Raw genomic sequence first — 17,801 nt, 5'->3', positions numbered from 1 at the left:
AGGTTAAAAAAGTTAATGAAAATCAAATATTCAAGGGAAGTTTCACATAGTCGAGGACGCTTCCGTAACTCTTCTTTATCTCAACATGCTCAACAAGCTCTTTGAACTCTCCTCCTGCCAGACCATCTGCAATTACCGCACTTCCCTGAGCCGCTTCCTTCGCCTTTCCTTCAAGCCCTTTCTGCTTAACTACAGGTAGCCCAAAGCGATCTTCAAAAAGATCTTTTACATCTTTTCTGAGTTCGTCTATCCTCATTAGTCTCCCAGAGAGAATTATCTCTTTTGGTTTCTTAAGTACTGCCAATTCACTTGCCACAGCTTTTAAAAATCCCTCTTTCATGGCTTCCCAAGCCTTGGCAAAGGATTCCTCGTCTAGGCGTTTTGCGAACTCTTCTGGAGGAAGTATTTTTTCTGCAGCTATTATGCTTGCTCCTCCCCAGAAAAGGTGCCATTTTTTGAGCTCCCCAATCAGATAAGCCACTTCTCCATCTAAAGCGCCGCTGTTGACGTAAGCCGGTCCAGGGAATATTGTTCCCCCGATTCCATCAACTATTTTCCCGTCTTTAACAGCCCCAGCGTAGTTGTAGCCAAAGCCGACTTCGAGGAGGACAAAGGAGACATCGGAATAATCAACGCTGAGCCTATTAGCTTGATCGTAAATGCCAAGAACGGTTATGGCAAGCTTGTCTGCGGTTCCCATATCTACTTTATTGTACTTTCTCCACTCTGGCACAGTTGGAAGGTGTATAACACCGGGAATAAACCACACGTTCATGCTCTTTTCAGCCATCTCGCTTACCATCTTTTGCAATCCAATGAGAACCGGTATCTCTTTCATCTCTTCCTCTCTAACAAGCGTCATCTCAAAGCGGTCTTTTTCAGTTAATTCGCTTATGTGCTTAAGCGGAACTCCGTAGCCTGAGGGCCCCACTATAAGGTCTGCGTTGAATTCTTCTATTGCCTTGACGATTTTGCTTGGCTCTTCTGCAACTACCTCACTTGGGAAGCTAAGATCAAGCTTTATTTTTCCGTCTTCAAGGCCAATAATGTCGAAACTCTTTGTGCCCGGATCTACGCCTATAACCCTCATTTTATCACCCGAACAGAAAAGAGGAAAAAGCCTAAAAAAGTTTATCTTACTTTTTCTCCTCAATATAATATTTCCCTTTAACCCTAACGAGCCTGTAGATCTCTCCTTCCTTTATTTCAAAGTCTGGTTTTTCGAGTTCAAATATCTCATAACTGCTCATATCCATAAACTGGACTTCTCTTGGGGTCGAACTCGTTGCCATAGCTTCAATCCTCTCGTGCTCTATTGTATCGAGCCTATCTCTCTTTGCGCTTTTCCAGTCTTTATGCTCATTTCTGTGTGTGGTGAGGTTTTTTAGCAGGATCCCCTTCCCGTTTACTTCCTCGACTTTGTAAACGTTTCCCCTTTTGTCACTGACTATATCTCCCCTTTTGAACTTTGGAAGTCTGACGCTAACACTAGTCCTGTAAACTTCCTTGCTTGTCATCCTATCCTGGCCAACTAGCTGATAAGCCTCGCTTATGCTCCCCCCATATCTATCCCTTATCGCTTGGGCAAGCTTTCTTGCAGCACTTGTTGATCCCATATAGAAGTCTATACCTTCTTCCTTTTCTACGGTATCTTGAATAAAGCCCATTCTGTCGCGCTTCATGATCTCATCGACTTTCTCTTCAACGAGCTTGGAGATTTTATCTCTCTCCTCTTTTGTTAGCTCTCTATCTTCTGCCCTCACCTGTAAAATTGCCTCGAAATAACCTCCTAAGAATTTCTGACATCTTGGACAAACCGTCTGTCGTACATAAACTGTTACCTTCTTCTTCTCATGGTGTAGCTCCCTCTGCATTTCATGAATTCTCGCTCTAATCTCCACTTCATAGATGATTATTGCTGGGAAGTACTCTATGTGCCACTCAATAGGCTCAAAACTCACATACGCCACTCCTACCGGGACCTCTTTTATTTCTTTAAGCTCATCTTTGGAAACTATTCTCACGTCTTTAACCCTCTCATCAAGGAGAAGGTTTTCAACAAGGGCGGTATCAGCTACCTCAAAAATGAGCTCTTCAAGTTCGTAAGTTCTTGGATCAACCCATGTCCCTCTAACTTTATAGCTTCCACAGTTTTGGCATAGCTCAGTGTTTATTTCATCTTCCATGAGAAGCACGGGATTCTCTTTTCTAAAACAAACCTGACAGAGGCCATCTATCAGCGGCCCTCCCTCATTCTCGCTAATCCCACACCTATAGCAAAATCTCTCGCTCATCTCTCTCACCACTACTAGCTGAGGTTTCATGATTAAAAACTTAACCTCTGCAAGAAAAAGCTTTTTGGGAATTTAGTATAAAACCCAAAGGGGTACATATGAACAAATGGATTTTCTTAGTTTTGATTTCAGTTGTTGCTTTCTCGGCACTATTTTACTTTTGGTTCTATCCTCACGACTCCTCAGGTGAGAACACAGACACACACCAGTTGCATGAGTCTAAGACCACTCCTTTTTGGGAGGAAAAGAAGTACTATACTGGAGACATGCCTCCACGGAAAACTATTCCCCTCCTTCAATTGCCTCCGTTGAATTTTAAGCAGATAACGATGTATACAATAAAAACCCTCAAATCAAATGAGAGCCTCTCATGTTTAGAGGGAGAATTTATAGAATTTCGCTCCGAAAATGGATCTGATTTAAAGTTTGCTTGCCTTAATGGAACTTCTGGAAAAATTGTAGAAGTTCCCATTGAAGAACTTTGGGGCCTCCCAGAGAATGCTGCCGTTTATTACTCTCCTTTAGTGATTGTGCGGACTCCCCCGCCAATTAAAATTAATGGAACAGAATATACTATTGGAATTAATGCTTTGTATTATTGTGATCCAGCTGAGAAGGAGATGAGAGTAAGGGAGATGGCTTTTTACTATCCTGCATCCGATAGAATTTTGCGTTTTGCAATTCCTGTTAATTCATCCATTATAGAGGAATTTAAGGGAAGAAAAGTGTTCTATGTTTTGGATGTGGTGGATATCGAGAACACCACCCTTGTTGCTAAGTATTCCCCATGGTGCATCTCTTCATAACAGTTTTGCCATTTGAGCATGTGGGACGCCTTGAATGTAGAGAACCCTCTCTTTGTCAATATAGCCCAATTCAATAGCCTTTTTTACACACCTTTCACCGGTAAGGTTGGCAATTGTGGCCTCTTCTAAAAGCTCTTCGAGCACATCCACGTCTTTAAGTTCGCCTTTGTAGAATCTTTCTTTTACTTCCAATTTAAGCTCTCCTTCCCTAAACGTTTTACCGAGAAGCTCTTCATCGCATGCTGCTACAAGCACTTCTCCCTGGACGCGGTAAACTTTGACGTAGATTTTCACTTACCTCCCCCTATCGAGTACAAGCGGAGCGTTTAAAACTTTTTCTTTGAAATCTAGAGGTTGAGAATTTGTTTGTACATTGCCCACCATTTAGGAAAAATTAAAGTTAGGAAAATAGTAAAAAGAGTTGGAAGACTTAAGGACTTTCTAATAACTTAATTGCCTCTTTTAGGAATAAATACGCTTTTCTGAGATGCATGAATACCCTTGGGTCGCCTAATCCTCTGTATATTGATCCTGGAGAGATCTCAAGAGCTCTCTGATATTCCTCTTCTGCAGCTTTCTTAAGCTCTTCTGCTTTTATTAGTATTTCATCGCTAATGCCTTCCTCTTCTGCTTGTGCTATTAATCTCTCGTACTCCTCAAGCATCTTTGTGTACTGCCATGTGTAGAACATTCCAATGTTTCTGAGTGTATTTATTATCATTGAAGGAGTCCGATATTCTACCCATACCTCTACTGGAGATGATGTAACTGTTTCAACGTAGAGGACTATTGCATTTTCTGTTTTGATCTCCTTATATCCAATTACTTTTCCTCCCACAGTATAGCTTAATGTGTCTGCTGGAAGTTTAAACGCTAATGTAATTCTTGTTCCTGTTTCTCCATTAAGCTTTACGTAGTATCTTCCTGGTAATTCATTGATGAAGGTTATCCACCCTTTCCCTAAACTCTCGAGCATTAGCACATTGGGCTCTGATTGTATCTCCGCTAAGTTTATTGGTCTTATCTGAACAATAGCCTCATTGTTTTCCATGTTGACGTCATGTGGGGCGTTTACAACAACTTTGTAGGTATGGTGTGTAGTTTCTTTCAGTGGAATATTGAACGTGACATTGTAAATTTCGCCCACTGCAATAGTTGGAACTAACACTTTAATATCAGTAGGAACATTGTCTCTTAGTAGAGTTACCTCCACATTGGTAGCATTGTAAGGACCTTCGTTTGTTAAGTATACTGTTATGTTGTATGTACTGTCAAGGGAATACACTTTGTTGGTTGCAACTCCTGCTACTTTGACATCGTAGGGAGTGGGGACTAAGGTCACTGGTACCTGGAATAAAAGTGGATTTTTGGTTGTCCCAATTAGCATCATACCTTGGAGGGGTAGGGTTGAATTTAGTTCCTCTTCTGTTAGATTGTAAGCAACATCGATATGGTAAACTCCGTTTTCTTCTTTTACGTTTTTGACCTGTATGGATGTCCCTTGTATTGTTGTGACTTTTAAATTGTAGGTGGCTTCTCCGGGGGCTGGATTGCTCCATGAGTTAACCTCAATTACATATTGGCCGGGTTCTGGGAAGTTAATTGTTACTCTTTCATCTGATGTTGATGTAGTTGAACTTCCCACCTCTATTAAAGTTCCACTTGCGTTGTAGTAGACAAATAGATCTAAATCTAGGCCTACTAAGTCGTCCCAAATGCTAGTAAGTTCTACGTCGAGGATTGGAGAGTTAGTTACGTTAACAGTGTAATAGTCTGAGAAATCAGTTGGGGGGGCCATAACATTTTCGAATGTTAGCGGTACACTAAATCCAAATGCTGAAACTAATACTTCACCTGCCCATTCTGGAAGTTCGAGTGTAAATCTCTTTTGCCCAGTCTTGCTCTCTAGAGGTTCTATCCATTTTTGTGGATACAGCCTTGCAAGTCCTACTTTTCCAGTGAATGTATCATAGCTCTTGTTTCCTCCGAATAGTACATTGTGGAGTAATAGGGCGTTTAGACCTGGAATTGCCTTTGCGGCTATTAGTTCTTCGTTGCCACCGCTTGTTGTTTGGTGTACAAATAAGCCTGCTGTAACGTAGCCATCATCACTTCTCGCTATTTCTTTTAGAGTGTAAGGTCCGTAGTGTTCTGGATAGTTCATGCTCCATTCATCAACTGAAGGACCGAGTAGATGCAAGTTTATGTCAGTTTTCTCTTGCTCCCAAGCAACACTAGCCAAAACATAAGTGTTTTCATCTACCTTTGGCACATTGAAGTGGAATACTCTCCAGTCTCCGCTTTCGTATCTCCATCCCCAGTCGAATACTCCATAAACATTGCTGTTGTCATAGATGCCAGTGGCATTTGAGTCCCCTCCAAAGCTGAATTCGGGAGTCGGGGATGCTACAACAACGCTTATTGGGATAACTGTTTCATATTCATCGTACTTAAGGTAGATAGCTCCCCCATAGGTTCCAAATTTGGCATCCCCTGGCACTGTAACAGTCGCTGTAAAGGTGGTTACTCCATCAGCAGGAACAGTTAATGTGTTCTTATCCAAGGCTACCCATTGCCATGGGACTCTCTTATAGAATTCGAGTTTGAGTTTTGCTGGATATGTATCGGTCTTTCCGTAGTACCTCCAGATATCTCTAACTTGTACCCACAAGTCATCATGCATTTTTTCTAGTGGGTTTCCTAAGGCTGCCCATGTAGTAGTTCCTTCGTTAAGGCCTTGTTGGAGTAAATTAAGTGTTGGAGTGTCATTTACGTAAGTGACGTCAAATATCCTGAACCATGGATAAGCATCCGATGAATAATTCCCATTAGTGTCGAAATATTGGTAGTTTGTGTAGAGGGTCACCTTCATTAAATCAGTTCCATTAGGTATTAAGCTTCCTATTGGGTAATAGGCGAATGAATTGCCCACAACGTCCAGTTCAACCTCTCCGATCTTTTGGAAGATCTCGGCGGATATTTCAATGTTCACACTTTCATTTGGATTTACATTTTCTACTGTAAATGTCTTGGAAGCACTTTCTCCTGGATAGAGCACATTGGCGAACATTGGGTATTCGCTCTTACCTGCTTGCCATGAGGACGGAGAAACTCTAATTCCTTCATGACTCATTGCTAGTTTAACTGCCCTGTATGCATCTAAGAACCCTGCTCCTTGGCTAAATACGTCGTGATTAACGTTCTTTGCAGTATTCATCAGGATTTCTTTTACTTCTTGAGCAGTAGGCCATCTTCCATGAGCTTGATAGAAGGCCTCATAAACTAAAGCCGTAATACCTGCAGCCATTGGCGTAGCTAAGCTTGTTCCGCTCCATAGGTCAGCAGCCCAGAAGCCATCTCCTACGTAATTAACAGGGAGACTTCCAAGGGCGTAGGCTCCTACAGCTATTACATCTGGTTTTACTCCTCCCATTGCGTTGGGGCCTCTGTCGGAGAACCACACGACATCTCCGTAGTTTGCTAATTCATAGCCCCATGGACCATCATCGTATCCAAATAGGGCTCTATATCCAAATTCTACTGCTGCCCCTACACCTATTACTCCTGGTGAAGATGCATACCTATGGGTTGTGCCGTATCCTGGTCCTCCGTTGCCCATCGCAAAGAGGAATGCAGTATTCGGAGCGTACATGGTTGTTAACCAGTAGAGGTATCTTTCATACCAGCTGAATCCCTTTTGAGTATCGGCAGATACTGAATAGCTGTTGCTTACTACTAAGGCTTCATCCCCAGTTCCTACAACTCCATCATAACCCTCAACAGCAAAATGGAGGTAGTCTATATAGCTTCCCCCTTGGTATAAGGAACCTTCTGTAATAATTTTTGCATCAATTGCATTACCGAAAGTAAGGCCAAAGAATGTCCTGCCTCTTGCACCCACGGCAGCGGCACATAATGTGCCATGGTCGCCACCTGCAGTGTAAACGGTGCCAATCATGAACGCTACTAGTCCTCCGTTTTCTGGGATTCTCAGTGGGATTCCCCACCTTTCAGCAACTTTGTCGGAATATGGGATTGGAGTCTGTCCATCGGATATGAAGTAAATCAACCCTCCAGAAAGGTCTGCATAACCATCTTGGCCAAACCAATCAGTAAATGTATTCCAGAAATCCAGTTGGACTACTGGGTTGTCCTTCGTGTGCCCAACATCTTTGTTGAAGTCGATAACTACAGAAGGAGCCAAGTCAACATAAACTGTATCGTAAGTTTGGTTTGTGTTTGGATCGGTTACTAATACAAATCCACCATACCAGTCGTACCAGAGAGCTAAGTCGGGATGAAGGCCAAGTTTCATAGTTCCACTTGTTGTTGGAATGGTGAGGTTTTTTATCTAATGGGAGTTTGATATCATAGTAATAACCTCCAAGTTGGGGATCCCATGCATAAACGGTGTAGCCAATGAGTAATATTGTTGCATTCTCGTCTGGAATGAGGTAGTCTGCATTTAGATCAGTGGGGCTCTCCCATAGTCCTTGGTAAATTTCCCCTCCATAGTAGGCATTTCCAGCATAGTCATAAATTACAGTGGGCACTGGATAGTCCTCTATTGCACCTGAAACATGGAGATAATTAATTGTGAAGTTGTACTTTACGGTGGTGTTATCAAGGCCACCATCGTATAGGTAGTCGCTGCTTATAAGCCACAACTTTCCTCCATTTTCCAAGTATTGTGTAAGATTTCCTATATCTGCGTTGGTTAATGTGTTGTTATACGTGGCTCCTGTAAACCATATAACAAGGCTGTAGTTGCTTAATGTTGTGGCATTTGGTCCATTAGATGTTTCATTTGGCACTTCATAATATGTGTAGCTGACTCCCAAGGAATCTAAAGCATTCATGTAAAATAGCTCTAGTATATCCCCACCATCGTCGTCCACTAGAAGAACATTGCTCACATTTCCGATCCATCCAAGTGTGTTGTTAATTAGTTGGGCTCTTTCATTATCATCTGGGATATTAGCAAGGCTCATTGATGTGAATACTGTGGTGTAGTTTCCTTTGTAACCAATTCCGAAATATCCATACACTGGGTAAGGTTCAATTGGATAGCTTGTGTTGGCATACCATGAAGACAGATATCCAGAGAATGTTGCAAAATCGGCAAATGTAGCTCCAAAGATTAGATAGTATAGCATCGAGTTACCATCAAATGCTATTGGCCATCCATAGTATGGTGAATCTGGATTGGTCTCTATAGCATAGGCGTCTTGGAGGTCAGGGTTTCCAAAATCAACACCACTGTCTATTACAGCCACATTAATTCCTTTTCCAGTGACTCCAAGGTCTAACCAAGTACTCCAGGCTCCATGGTGATAGATAGCAAAGTAATCAGAGGGCTGTGGTGGTGTTTCTATTTTGATATTTTGGGTGGCTAGTTTGGCTTCGCCTTGGATTGCTGGGCTATTTTCTCTTAGAGCCCTAAGTTTTCCTGAAAGGGCTTCTTTGAAAGACAAGACCCTCTTTCCATCAAGGGATTCTCTTGGCTTTATTTTTCTAGCTCTCTCAGCAAATTTTGATTTGGGCAATTTAATCCAGTTTGATGGGCTTTCTTCGTTTTTGTAAATATCTATTGGTTCTACCGGGTTTGTCCTAGTTATTGCTTCAACACTGGGAATTGAAGCTACCTTTAGGAGATTCTTGATACTCTCTCGTTTTAAAGGTATCTCTGCTAAGTATACATAATTGTCTAGTAGTCTCGCTTTACCGTGTATTTTTATTCCCTTTAATTTGTTTGTTATATCATCTCTGGATATTATGTGTATTAGGAGTATTCCTAAATTATTTTGGGTTGTTTCTTTTTTGTTTTTTAAAATTTCTAGTAGCTTTGGCTCTATCTTGTCAATAGGGCTTATTGGAGTATTCTCTGTTTCTTTTGGTTCAGGGGAAACTTTGGTAACGCTATAGTTGACGGCGGTGAATGGTTTGTTTGCTGAAGTGTAGCTGAAGGGTATTAGCGAGGCCCCTAGTATAAACAAAAGAACTATACTTAGCGCTCTCTTCACTATTATCCCTCCTGTGAGATAATTCATCTTATCATTATAATGTCCATCGATATAAGCATTTCGGCATTATAGTGTAAATATGTTTTCCAATGTCTTTAATTATTCTTCAATGTATGTTGTTGATTGATAACGTATAAACAACAGTAAGCCAAGAACTATGCAGATATTCCAACAAGTTTTGAATAGTCTATAAAATTAAAAAACCAAAGTAAAGACTAAATCCTCCCAAAAGCCAATCCGACTTCCAGTGCAGTTCCAAGGGGGAGGACATCCTCATCCACATCGAACTTTGGACTATGGTGAGGTTGTGTTATTCCCTTCTCCTCGTTTTTAATCCCAAGTGCTATAAAAGTCCCTGGCACTCTTTGAAGGTAGAATGCAAAGTCTTCTGCCCCCATTGTTTTTGGCACTTCTCTTACTTTTAGTCCCAGCCTTTGGGCACTTTCCCTGGCATAAGCTGCCATCTTGGGATCATTAACTGTTGGAGGGCCAACTTCCACTATCTTAAGTTCATAAGAAGCACCATTGGCAGAAGTGATGCCATTCAAGATTTCTCTGATTCTTTTTTCGATTAGCACTTTTGTTTCTGATGTGAAAAACCTGTAGGTTCCGGTCATGTAGACTTTTTCTGGAATCACGTTAAATGCTTCTCCGGCTTTTACTGAACCTATACTGACAACGCCGCTCTCTAAGGGATTTAGGTTTCTGCTTATGATCGTTTGAAAAGCTAAAATTGTCTGGGCTGCTATTGGTATGGGGTCAACGGTTTCATGCGGGGAAGCCCCGTGTCCTCCTTTGCCAAATATTTCTATATCAAATCTCCCAACTCCGGCCATAAACGGGCCTTCTCTGATTCCAATAACACCGCTTTCTAGTTCTGACCATACGTGGAGACCGAAGATAGCATTGACACCCTCTAAAGCTCCTCCTTCGATCATCCTAAGTGCTCCGTTTCCTCCTTCCTCAGCGGGCTGGAAAATGAGCCTTACTCGATTGGGAAGCTCGTCCCTATGTTGGGAGATTATCTTTGCCGCTCCGAGAAGCATTGCAGTATGAGCATCATGACCACAAGCATGCATTTTTCCGGGAATTTTTGATTTGTACGGAACATCATTTTCCTCCTGAATTGGCAGGGCATCCATATCGGCTCTTAAGGCTATGGTTTTTTCGCCTTCTCCAATATCAGCTATTATCCCAGTGCCAACGCGCTTTATTCTGTACCCCCACTCCCTCAAGTGTTCCTCAACAATTTTTGAAGTTCTATCTTCTTCGTAGCCGAGCTCAGGGTGCATGTGAAAGTCTCTACGCCAAGCAATTATCTGATCTTTAATCTTGAGGGCTTCTTCAAGGGGGTTCATAATGATCACCACTATTTACTTTGTTTTTTAAGATACTTAAATTATTCTGGACTAAAAATAAAGATATTAAAGAATAGATGGATTACTTTTTCGTCTTTTGCTTCTGTCTTATTGCTTGTTCCAACACTTCATATCCCTTCCTCATCCGCACTACTGCATGTCTCATGTACGGAACTGCTTTAGGAGTGTCTCCTAATTCTTTTGCTTGGAGGTAGTACTCTTGTGCAACTTGTTTGTATTCTAAGGCTAAACTTAATGTTTCATTATCAATCCCAAGTTCTTTCGCCTGAGTGTAGGCTTCTTCAAACATGTCAATGTACATGAAGTAAGCTTCTTCCCATTCTCTCAGTTTCTCGATAATTTCTTTTTGTTCTTCTGCTGTTAGGACAATAACTTTGAATGTTACAATTGCTTCACTGTATTGCCCTGCAAGGTTTATGGCTTTTACGTATACTGTGTATTCGCCTTCTGGCAAATCATAGAACGTGTACTTGTCACCACCTACCTTTATCCAAGGCCCATCGTTGAGCTTAATCTCGTAATGGTCAATACCAAGTTTATCTTCAGCCTCCCATGCTATTGTAACGTTTGCAGTAGTGTTAGTGTAGAATTCAGTCCTATCCTCGGGGGATGTTATGTTTATTATTGGTTTGCTCACACCACCAAGAGCATAGATACTAAAGTGGTCCACAACAGCCCACACGTAATTCTCCACCGTGTTGACCCCCGCATCGTACACGAATGGGCCATTGGGAATCGTGCTGTTAATGTAATCCACGACCCTAATCCAAGCACTTCCATTCCAGTAGTAAAGGCTCAAAGTGCTCTCGTCAATAGTGCCCAGCTCTCCCTCATCATAACTTACCTTCAAAGTGTATTTCTCGACAACATCCTCTGCAGTAGTATTTTCATCGGTTGTTGAGACGTCTACCACCACATACTTAACCGCCGCTACGGATTGAGTCTCATTCTCGGTAGTATTGGCCACTACAGGAGCAACAGCAAGGCTGCTAGCGTTTTCCTTTATGATCTCATCTTCATTTGTGGTCACCGTGGCGTTGATGACAATCTGCGTCTCGTTGGAAACTGAAGTCTCATTAACATCAATACCCAACTCCAAATCCTCCTCTTGAACGGTTACATTGGTGGTAGTCTCATTTACTATAACAGTCTCAACGATGACCTTCTGCCCATAGAATTCCATTGAAACCTCGTTAGTGTTGCCCCACTTATCAACAGCCCTCACCGTGGCAGTGTACGTGCCCACCTCAGAGACATTGTAAGTGTACGAATAAACGCTTAATGAGGGATCAAATGATTCTGTAATTACAGTGCCATTGGGTTGTTCTATGCTAAGGGAAACTTCCGTTATTTGACTGTCATCACTAACCATCCAGGAAATCGTAGTTGCGTTCCCAACATCCACCGTGGTCGGATTGATTTTGAAGTTCATGATGTTCGGCGGGTTGTAATCACCCATGCCAATCATTTGTTTGATTTCCTCTAGTGTGAACGGATACGTTGGATCTCTGAACGCTCTCAATTCTATTAATGGGGTATTTGGATCATAGTAATCCAAATAGAATGGACCGTTGCTTATCACAGCGTGTCCTTTGCTGTTGATCCAGTTGATTATTGCGTCGTAACCAGCAGTTGGATCGCTAACGTCATCAGCAATTGCGGATGGAACGGCCTTCTTAGCCTTCAAAGCCTCAAGAACCTTCTTCAAGTCGGCGACGTGGTCTTTCACGAGAAGGTCGAGCTGTGCGACACCTTCGGCCTCCTCACTGAAGGAGTACTTCTGTGATGCTCCGTACTCGTCTCCCTTGGCAACGAGTTCGCTCTCTGCGTAGAGGAGTTGCCATGGTTGTGAAGCCCAGAAGACGTTCATGTTGGCAGTAACGTCATCAGCAATTGGATGTACATTGTCCGTATAAATTACGTAAGTATCATTATCGACCCACTCTATGCCCTTAATATTTGCAAGAATGCCCTGCATCCTAGAGGCAAGTTTGTCGTCATAGTATGGGTCATTTTCACTGTCTTTGCTTGTCCATTCGTAATAGAATGCTATCATGTATTTAACGTCTGTAATGCTCATCGGTTCTCCATCGTGCCAGTTGCTTAGTTTACAATTGTAAGTTATTTTGGCTTTAACAGGTTCTCCTGCATGGGCAACAACCCATTGGTCAGTTGTGGAATTGTAGATTACTGCATCGCTTGGTACTGTAATATTACCCCTCTCTACAATATACTCACATCTAACTGGGATGTATGTTCCAGTAGTCAAGTCGGTATACATTGCAGGATCATAAACTAGTCCCCATATATAAGCGCTATAGAGATCCGGTATATTCATGCCTCCAATCGGATTAAATGCGCTCGTGAAAAGTCTTCTTTCTGATGAGAACCAACTTACTCTGGTGATTTTATCTGGGGTTTCTGCGGTGGTTAGGCTCCACCTTGTCTGTAGTCCTGTGGAAACATCTGCTGCAATGCTAAGGAGTCTCTCTTTGTTGACTGGGAAGTATTCCCAGGTTTCGACGAGGAAGACTTTTTGTGAGTCTCTAACACCTAAGGCCATTGAGATCTTTTGCAAGTCCCAGTACTGGTCAACGTTACCCTCTTCCATCTCGTAAGTCTTGCCATTAAACTCAACACTACCAAGAACGAGCATTTTTGTGATTTCTTCTGTGGTCATGTTGTAGAGTTCCATAAGTTTTTCAGTGGTATTGTAGTATTTTAACTGAAGCGCGACTATTGTTGCTTCACTTCCTCCAAGTTCTTCAACGAGCCCTTTGACTGTTATCAAGTCTTCTCTTGGCATCTCCCATCCAGATGGTGATGGTAACCATCCGTACCAGCTTGCATACCACCATGCAGTGTAGTCGTCAGGCCACTTAATGTTGACTGTTGAAAGCCAACCGGAGGTGTAGAAGCCCCATTTGTATTCTTTCGGGTCACTTCCATAAACTGTCGCTCCTGCTTGCCTTCTATCCATTTCAAGCCTTTCAACCTTGAATCCAGCTTTTTCGAGCATGTCAGCAACGTAGTGACCGATTTGGTATCTTGTGTCTTCAATTCTAATAACGCCTTTTATTGTGACGGGTTCGCCTTCGAAGTACCATGTGCCGTTGATTTTTTCTAACGTGTATCCTTGTGTCGCCAAGTCTTGGGCTGCTTTCTGCATGGCGTCTTCGATCATTATTAGGGCCTTGTTCTCATTTCCTTGTGGGGTCAAACCTAGGGCACTGTAAACTGGTTCGAAATATGCGTTTGCGCCCGTGCTTGGTCTTATGCCACCGAGCATTGGCTGTCCATAACCACCGAGATACTCTTGCACGAAATATTCTCTATTGAGAAGGAAGTCCAATGCGTATCTAACCTCTCTAATTGCGAATGGGTTGAAATACTTCTTTCCATTTACTGTGACTAAGTATGGATTATCGTCGTCATGCACTGGGTTAACTTCCAGGTCATAATAAAGGCGTGGAGTCTTGATCAAGAGCAAGTTTCCAACGACTTCTGATGGTAAGTCTTGGAATGCTGCCCCACCAATGCTCCAAAGGAAGATATCGAACTCTCCGTTTGCAGTTTTAATAATTCCATCCTCTGTGGAAGTCGTAGTTGTAATTCTTACTAAATCACTTGCTGGTCCTTTTTGGGAAGTGCTGTAATTTCCGATTAATGGTGTTGTAAAGCTTAATGTCCTTCCATATGCGGTTCCTATTTCGTTCTCTGCAACTGCTCTGAAGTAGTACGTAGTGTTCGGACTTAAATCAAAGATAGCAACTTCAAATGGCCCCTCAGTTGATAACACTTGATATTGGCTTATCTGGGTTAAATTATCCGCAGAAGTTCCGTATTCAAACCATACTCTGACAGAAGTGCTTCCTCCAGTATCTAAAAGTGTGCCGCTGAAGATAGCGGATGTGTTTGTTACTTCTTTAACTAGATCAGTTAGGACTATTGGCTTTATCATGTATGAAATTGGATAGGGATCGTAATTATTCGAGTCAATGTAATAAGGTTCTTCTCCGATTCCGTCTCCGTTAGTATCTCTTCCTATATAATTGCTCCAGTAGTTTCCAATGTAGCTGGTAAATTGCGTTCCTGGGATTATGATGTCTGTTCCGTTATAATCGTAGGATATTGGTTCTGGGGAGTACCAACGGGCCATTGAATCTTCGAGAATTATGTTCTGTGAATTTTCGAAGTGGTTCAAGTAGAATATGTTGTCATAAGAGTTGTGGATGAAAACTCCAGTCCATGTGCTGTCTTTAATCGTGTTGTTGACGAAAGTGTTATTGTCGGACTCCCAAATCCAGAAGCCCTTCTCGTTATCCAGCATTAAGTTGCCTTCTACGAGGGAATCTCTAGTCCCGTACCTGAAAACAACTCCCGAGTTTGTGGACACCATGATATTGTTTGCAATGTGCAGGTTCGTGGAATTGTCCGCCTGGAAAGCTCCAGCATTCTGGGTGAATACGTTAGAAACAACTTCTGAACCATGCACGTTGTAGAACTCTATACCATTGTACCCGCTATGCTCGATCCTGTTGTTTCCAACGTTTATGGATGACGAGCCTGAGACAACAATACCCTGGCGGGAGTTGTTCGTGAGAATGTTCCCTGAAATGGTTATGTTCTCCAATCCGTCAATTACTATCCCTGCCCCGTTGTTAAGGACTGTGTTCTCGGTTATGTTGCTGTTGTGAGAGCTTAAGAATAGGTACATGCCATTGTTGGCGTTAGTTACCGTGTTCCCCGAAATTAACAGGTAAGGGGAGTGATGAGCGTCTATTCCCTGTGCTGTTGCTGCATTGCCGTGATCAATGTAATTCTCAATAATCTTATTGTTGGGTGAAAATTGTAGCTGAACACCATCTTCGCCCGTATTTTCAATGTAATTCCCCTTAACTACGTTCCCCGTGGCATTCCATATGTATATCCCATCACCCTCCGTCGTATTTAGGATTGTGTTGTTCGAGATTAAGTTATTGTGGGCATCGTTCAATGATATTCCGCTGTACCTGTTCCTCTCGAAAGTATTGTTACGAACGGTTATGTTTGAAGAATTGCCCTGAAGGTAAATGCCAAAGCCGTTATCTACTATTTTGTTATTCTCTATAATGGAGCTAGTAGTTTTGTAGGTCAGAATACCATCAGATTGAACGTTTGAGATGTGGTTATCATAAATTTGAACCCCAGTAAGATCGTACACGTATATTCCCTGTCCAGTACAGTTGTTAATGATGTTATCGTGAACCACAGTGTAATTGGCCCGGTTAAGTCCAATGGCGTAACCATGGATGTTAGTGAACGTATTGTAAGATATCTCCGTACTGAGGGTATACCCCACGTAAACGCCCGCTTCTGTGGTGTTCTCAAAGGAGTTATGCGTTATAATATTTCCCTCTACAGCGTTCCAGATGAAAATACCGTCATCCTGAGTGTTTTCGATGGTATTCCCCGTTATCACATTGTTCTTGCTGAGCTTTCCGATCTCTATCGCGTACCACCGCATGTCAAAAATGTGATTGCTGTCAACCGTGATGTTAGTATTCGGGGAGTGGATTGCCCCATCCCAGTCAGTAAACTTAATGCCAACGGATGCATTGTGGATAACATTGTTGGTGATATGCCCATTGCTTGACTCCTGTATCTCTATTCCATCGTCTCTCACGTTTAAAATCTCAGAATCTCTGACAACGAAATTACTAACATTCTCGAGGTATATGCCGTAGTTTGACCCATATACAGTCACGTTTTGGATAACAAAGTAAGCCCTTGTGTTCTTTATCACAATACCAGCCCAATTTCCGGTGCCATTTATAATCCAATTTGCAATTACATATGGATCTTCTAGAGTACCACTGCCTTCAATGACTCCATTCTCGGGGGTGAAACCATCATCCCCTGCAATTTCTATTGGGCCTCGATTTTGCTCTGCTAAAACAGATATTGCACTTGTAGGCACTATAGACCAAAGCAATATTACAACCAAAAACAAAGTTGCCCTTCTCATATCTTTTGACCTCCCATTTTGGGATCAAGTAACTTCCTGATTTTAGAAAGTTTGAATTATATGTAGCAATAACAACAATTTTTATATTATTCAGTATATAAACTTTTTGTCAATAAACATAGGATTTAGTGTTTATTCTGATTGTATGTTTGTATGTGAGAATTTCATTCACCGAGTAGATAAACATGTGTTTTCCTATTCTCAAATTTATCTAGGAGTTATTTTGAATCTTCTATTTTTATTTTATATTGAGAGAGAAGACTAGATGAATAAATGCCGCCAAACAATAACACCACAGAGAGTAAAAATGCATCGATTCCCGCCTCGAGGGCATATACTAACGTTGCCAAAACAACACTTGCTGTTTTTTTGTCAATTTCTGACAATCTAAGCAAACTTCCTAGGAGATAAGCTTCTAAAATTCCAAAAATCCCAAAATCTGCTATTGGCTGGCCAAAGAGAAAGTATGTGTACCTACCATTAAGAGTAAACATAAACGCAACTCTCCACCTTGGGTCGCTGTGCAGTAGTAATCTGCCATGGAAAAAGCCAAATGGGAGAGAGACTGAAACTATGTTATGAAAGATCAGGAATGTAAATCCCATTCTGACTAAGAGGGCTTCGAGATTTCCGCTTAAGAAGAGAATAAATAAGAAAACTGGCAGTCCAATTAAGGCCTGTCTGAACGTTAATTTGTCTTCGTAATAATACGGAAGCGAGTAAAATAGGAATACCAAAAGCATTAGAGACCTAAAAGTACCTAGAAAGAAAAGAACCTCTAACATTACGAAAAGAACAGTTCTGATCTTCCAGTTTAATTGACAGTATGTGAGAGATATCCCAGACAAAAACGCAAAAAGCACTAGGGGTTTAACAAGCCTAAACCTCAGCTCCCACTGAAAAAATGGAACGCCTTCAAATAAATAGAGGACAAATATGGAAAGGATAGAACTCATGAGAACAAATTTTGCATATCTTTCAAAAACATTATACTCCCTTGAAAGGAAAAATACAACTAAAACAGCCAGCTGGCCATAGATTGGGAGTGCAAAGGATAGGATAAATATGAGAAGCCAGTAAACCCATTCCGGGAATCTTATTGGTTTTAAATATCCAAAAACTAAAACCCCCCAAAATAGCAAGGCAATAACAAGAGCGGCTGTAATTTTACTAGAAGGGAGAACTGTGGCATATAATCTATCCTTGAGAAAGATGTTTGCATAAACCATTAAAAATAAGTATGTAAAAAATGCAAGGGTAAAGAGCTTTAGGGCTTTCATTTAACCACCAAC

At 41.7% G+C, this 17,801-nt stretch carries 9 protein-coding genes; 1 reads left to right on the top strand and 8 read right to left on the bottom strand.

Annotated elements, in window-relative coordinates; all coding sequences use genetic code 11:
- Positions 1-22 precede the first annotated feature (22 nt).
- Together ACZ5NL_RS04400 and ACZ5NL_RS04395 are read right to left on the bottom strand one after the other, a co-directional pair.
- Complete coding sequence (locus ACZ5NL_RS04400; protein ID WP_464843126.1) at positions 23-1,090, bottom strand: DUF1464 family protein; 1,068 nt, start codon at positions 1,088-1,090, stop codon at positions 23-25.
- A gap of 46 nt (positions 1,091-1,136) precedes the next feature.
- A complete protein-coding gene (locus tag ACZ5NL_RS04395) occupies positions 1,137-2,294 on the bottom strand; it encodes a 60S ribosomal export protein NMD3 (protein WP_464843313.1) in 1,158 nt (385 codons plus the stop codon).
- Positions 2,295-2,392: 98 nt separating this feature from the next.
- Here ACZ5NL_RS04395 and ACZ5NL_RS04390 point away from each other — a divergent pair, with 98 nt between their 5' ends.
- Positions 2,393-3,100 (top strand): hypothetical protein, encoded by a 708-nt coding sequence (locus ACZ5NL_RS04390; RefSeq protein WP_464843125.1) that lies wholly within the window; start codon positions 2,393-2,395, stop codon positions 3,098-3,100.
- Here the strand turns inward: ACZ5NL_RS04390 and ACZ5NL_RS04385 are convergent.
- From ACZ5NL_RS04385 to ACZ5NL_RS04360, 6 genes are all read right to left on the bottom strand, one after another.
- Positions 3,095-3,394, bottom strand: coding sequence for a DUF424 domain-containing protein (locus ACZ5NL_RS04385; protein WP_464843124.1), 300 nt, complete (start codon positions 3,392-3,394; stop codon positions 3,095-3,097). The two genes, ACZ5NL_RS04390 and ACZ5NL_RS04385, sit on opposite strands and share 6 nt — an antisense overlap.
- 136 nt (positions 3,395-3,530) lie before the next feature.
- Positions 3,531-7,415 carry a S8 family serine peptidase gene (locus tag ACZ5NL_RS04380; protein WP_464843123.1) on the bottom strand — a complete coding sequence of 1,295 codons (3,885 nt, stop codon included), beginning with the start codon at positions 7,413-7,415 and terminating at the stop codon, positions 3,531-3,533.
- The gene (locus ACZ5NL_RS04375) at positions 7,306-9,150 is read right to left on the bottom strand and encodes a hypothetical protein (RefSeq protein ID WP_464843122.1); all 1,845 of its coding nucleotides are present in this window, start codon (positions 9,148-9,150) and stop codon (positions 7,306-7,308) included. The genes ACZ5NL_RS04380 and ACZ5NL_RS04375 overlap by 110 nt, the downstream gene beginning before the upstream one ends.
- 188 nt (positions 9,151-9,338) lie before the next feature.
- Positions 9,339-10,481: a M20 metallopeptidase family protein gene (locus ACZ5NL_RS04370; RefSeq protein ID WP_464843121.1), complete on the bottom strand. Its 1,143-nt coding sequence runs from the start codon at positions 10,479-10,481 to the stop codon at positions 9,339-9,341.
- A gap of 82 nt (positions 10,482-10,563) precedes the next feature.
- On the bottom strand, positions 10,564-16,509 hold the full coding sequence (locus ACZ5NL_RS04365) for a right-handed parallel beta-helix repeat-containing protein (RefSeq protein WP_464843120.1): 5,946 nt from the start codon (positions 16,507-16,509) through the stop codon (positions 10,564-10,566).
- Between the two features lie 218 nt (positions 16,510-16,727).
- A complete protein-coding gene (locus ACZ5NL_RS04360; protein ID WP_464843119.1) occupies positions 16,728-17,789 on the bottom strand; it encodes a hypothetical protein in 1,062 nt (353 codons plus the stop codon).
- Between the last annotated feature and the right edge of the window lie 12 nt (positions 17,790-17,801).

The sequence above is a fragment of the Thermococcus aegaeus genome (assembly GCF_055393685.1).
Note: the sequence above shows the minus strand (reverse complement) of the source record. Positions and strands in the feature narration are given on the sequence as shown.

Bases quoted from the DNA above. Each gene is read 5' to 3' on its own strand.
- ACZ5NL_RS04400 (WP_464843126.1), bottom strand. From the start codon at position 1,090: ATGAGGGTTATAGGCGTAGATCCGGGCACAAAGAGTTTCGACATTATT.
- ACZ5NL_RS04395 (WP_464843313.1), bottom strand. From the start codon at position 2,294: ATGAGCGAGAGATTTTGCTATAGGTGTGGGATTAGCGAGAATGAGGGA.
- ACZ5NL_RS04390 (WP_464843125.1), top strand. From the start codon at position 2,393: ATGAACAAATGGATTTTCTTAGTTTTGATTTCAGTTGTTGCTTTCTCG.
- ACZ5NL_RS04380 (WP_464843123.1), bottom strand. From the start codon at position 7,415: ATGAAACTTGGCCTTCATCCCGACTTAGCTCTCTGGTACGACTGGTAT.
- ACZ5NL_RS04375 (WP_464843122.1), bottom strand. From the start codon at position 9,150: ATGAATTATCTCACAGGAGGGATAATAGTGAAGAGAGCGCTAAGTATA.
- ACZ5NL_RS04370 (WP_464843121.1), bottom strand. From the start codon at position 10,481: ATGAACCCCCTTGAAGAAGCCCTCAAGATTAAAGATCAGATAATTGCT.
- ACZ5NL_RS04365 (WP_464843120.1), bottom strand. From the start codon at position 16,509: ATGAGAAGGGCAACTTTGTTTTTGGTTGTAATATTGCTTTGGTCTATA.
- ACZ5NL_RS04360 (WP_464843119.1), bottom strand. From the start codon at position 17,789: ATGAAAGCCCTAAAGCTCTTTACCCTTGCATTTTTTACATACTTATTT.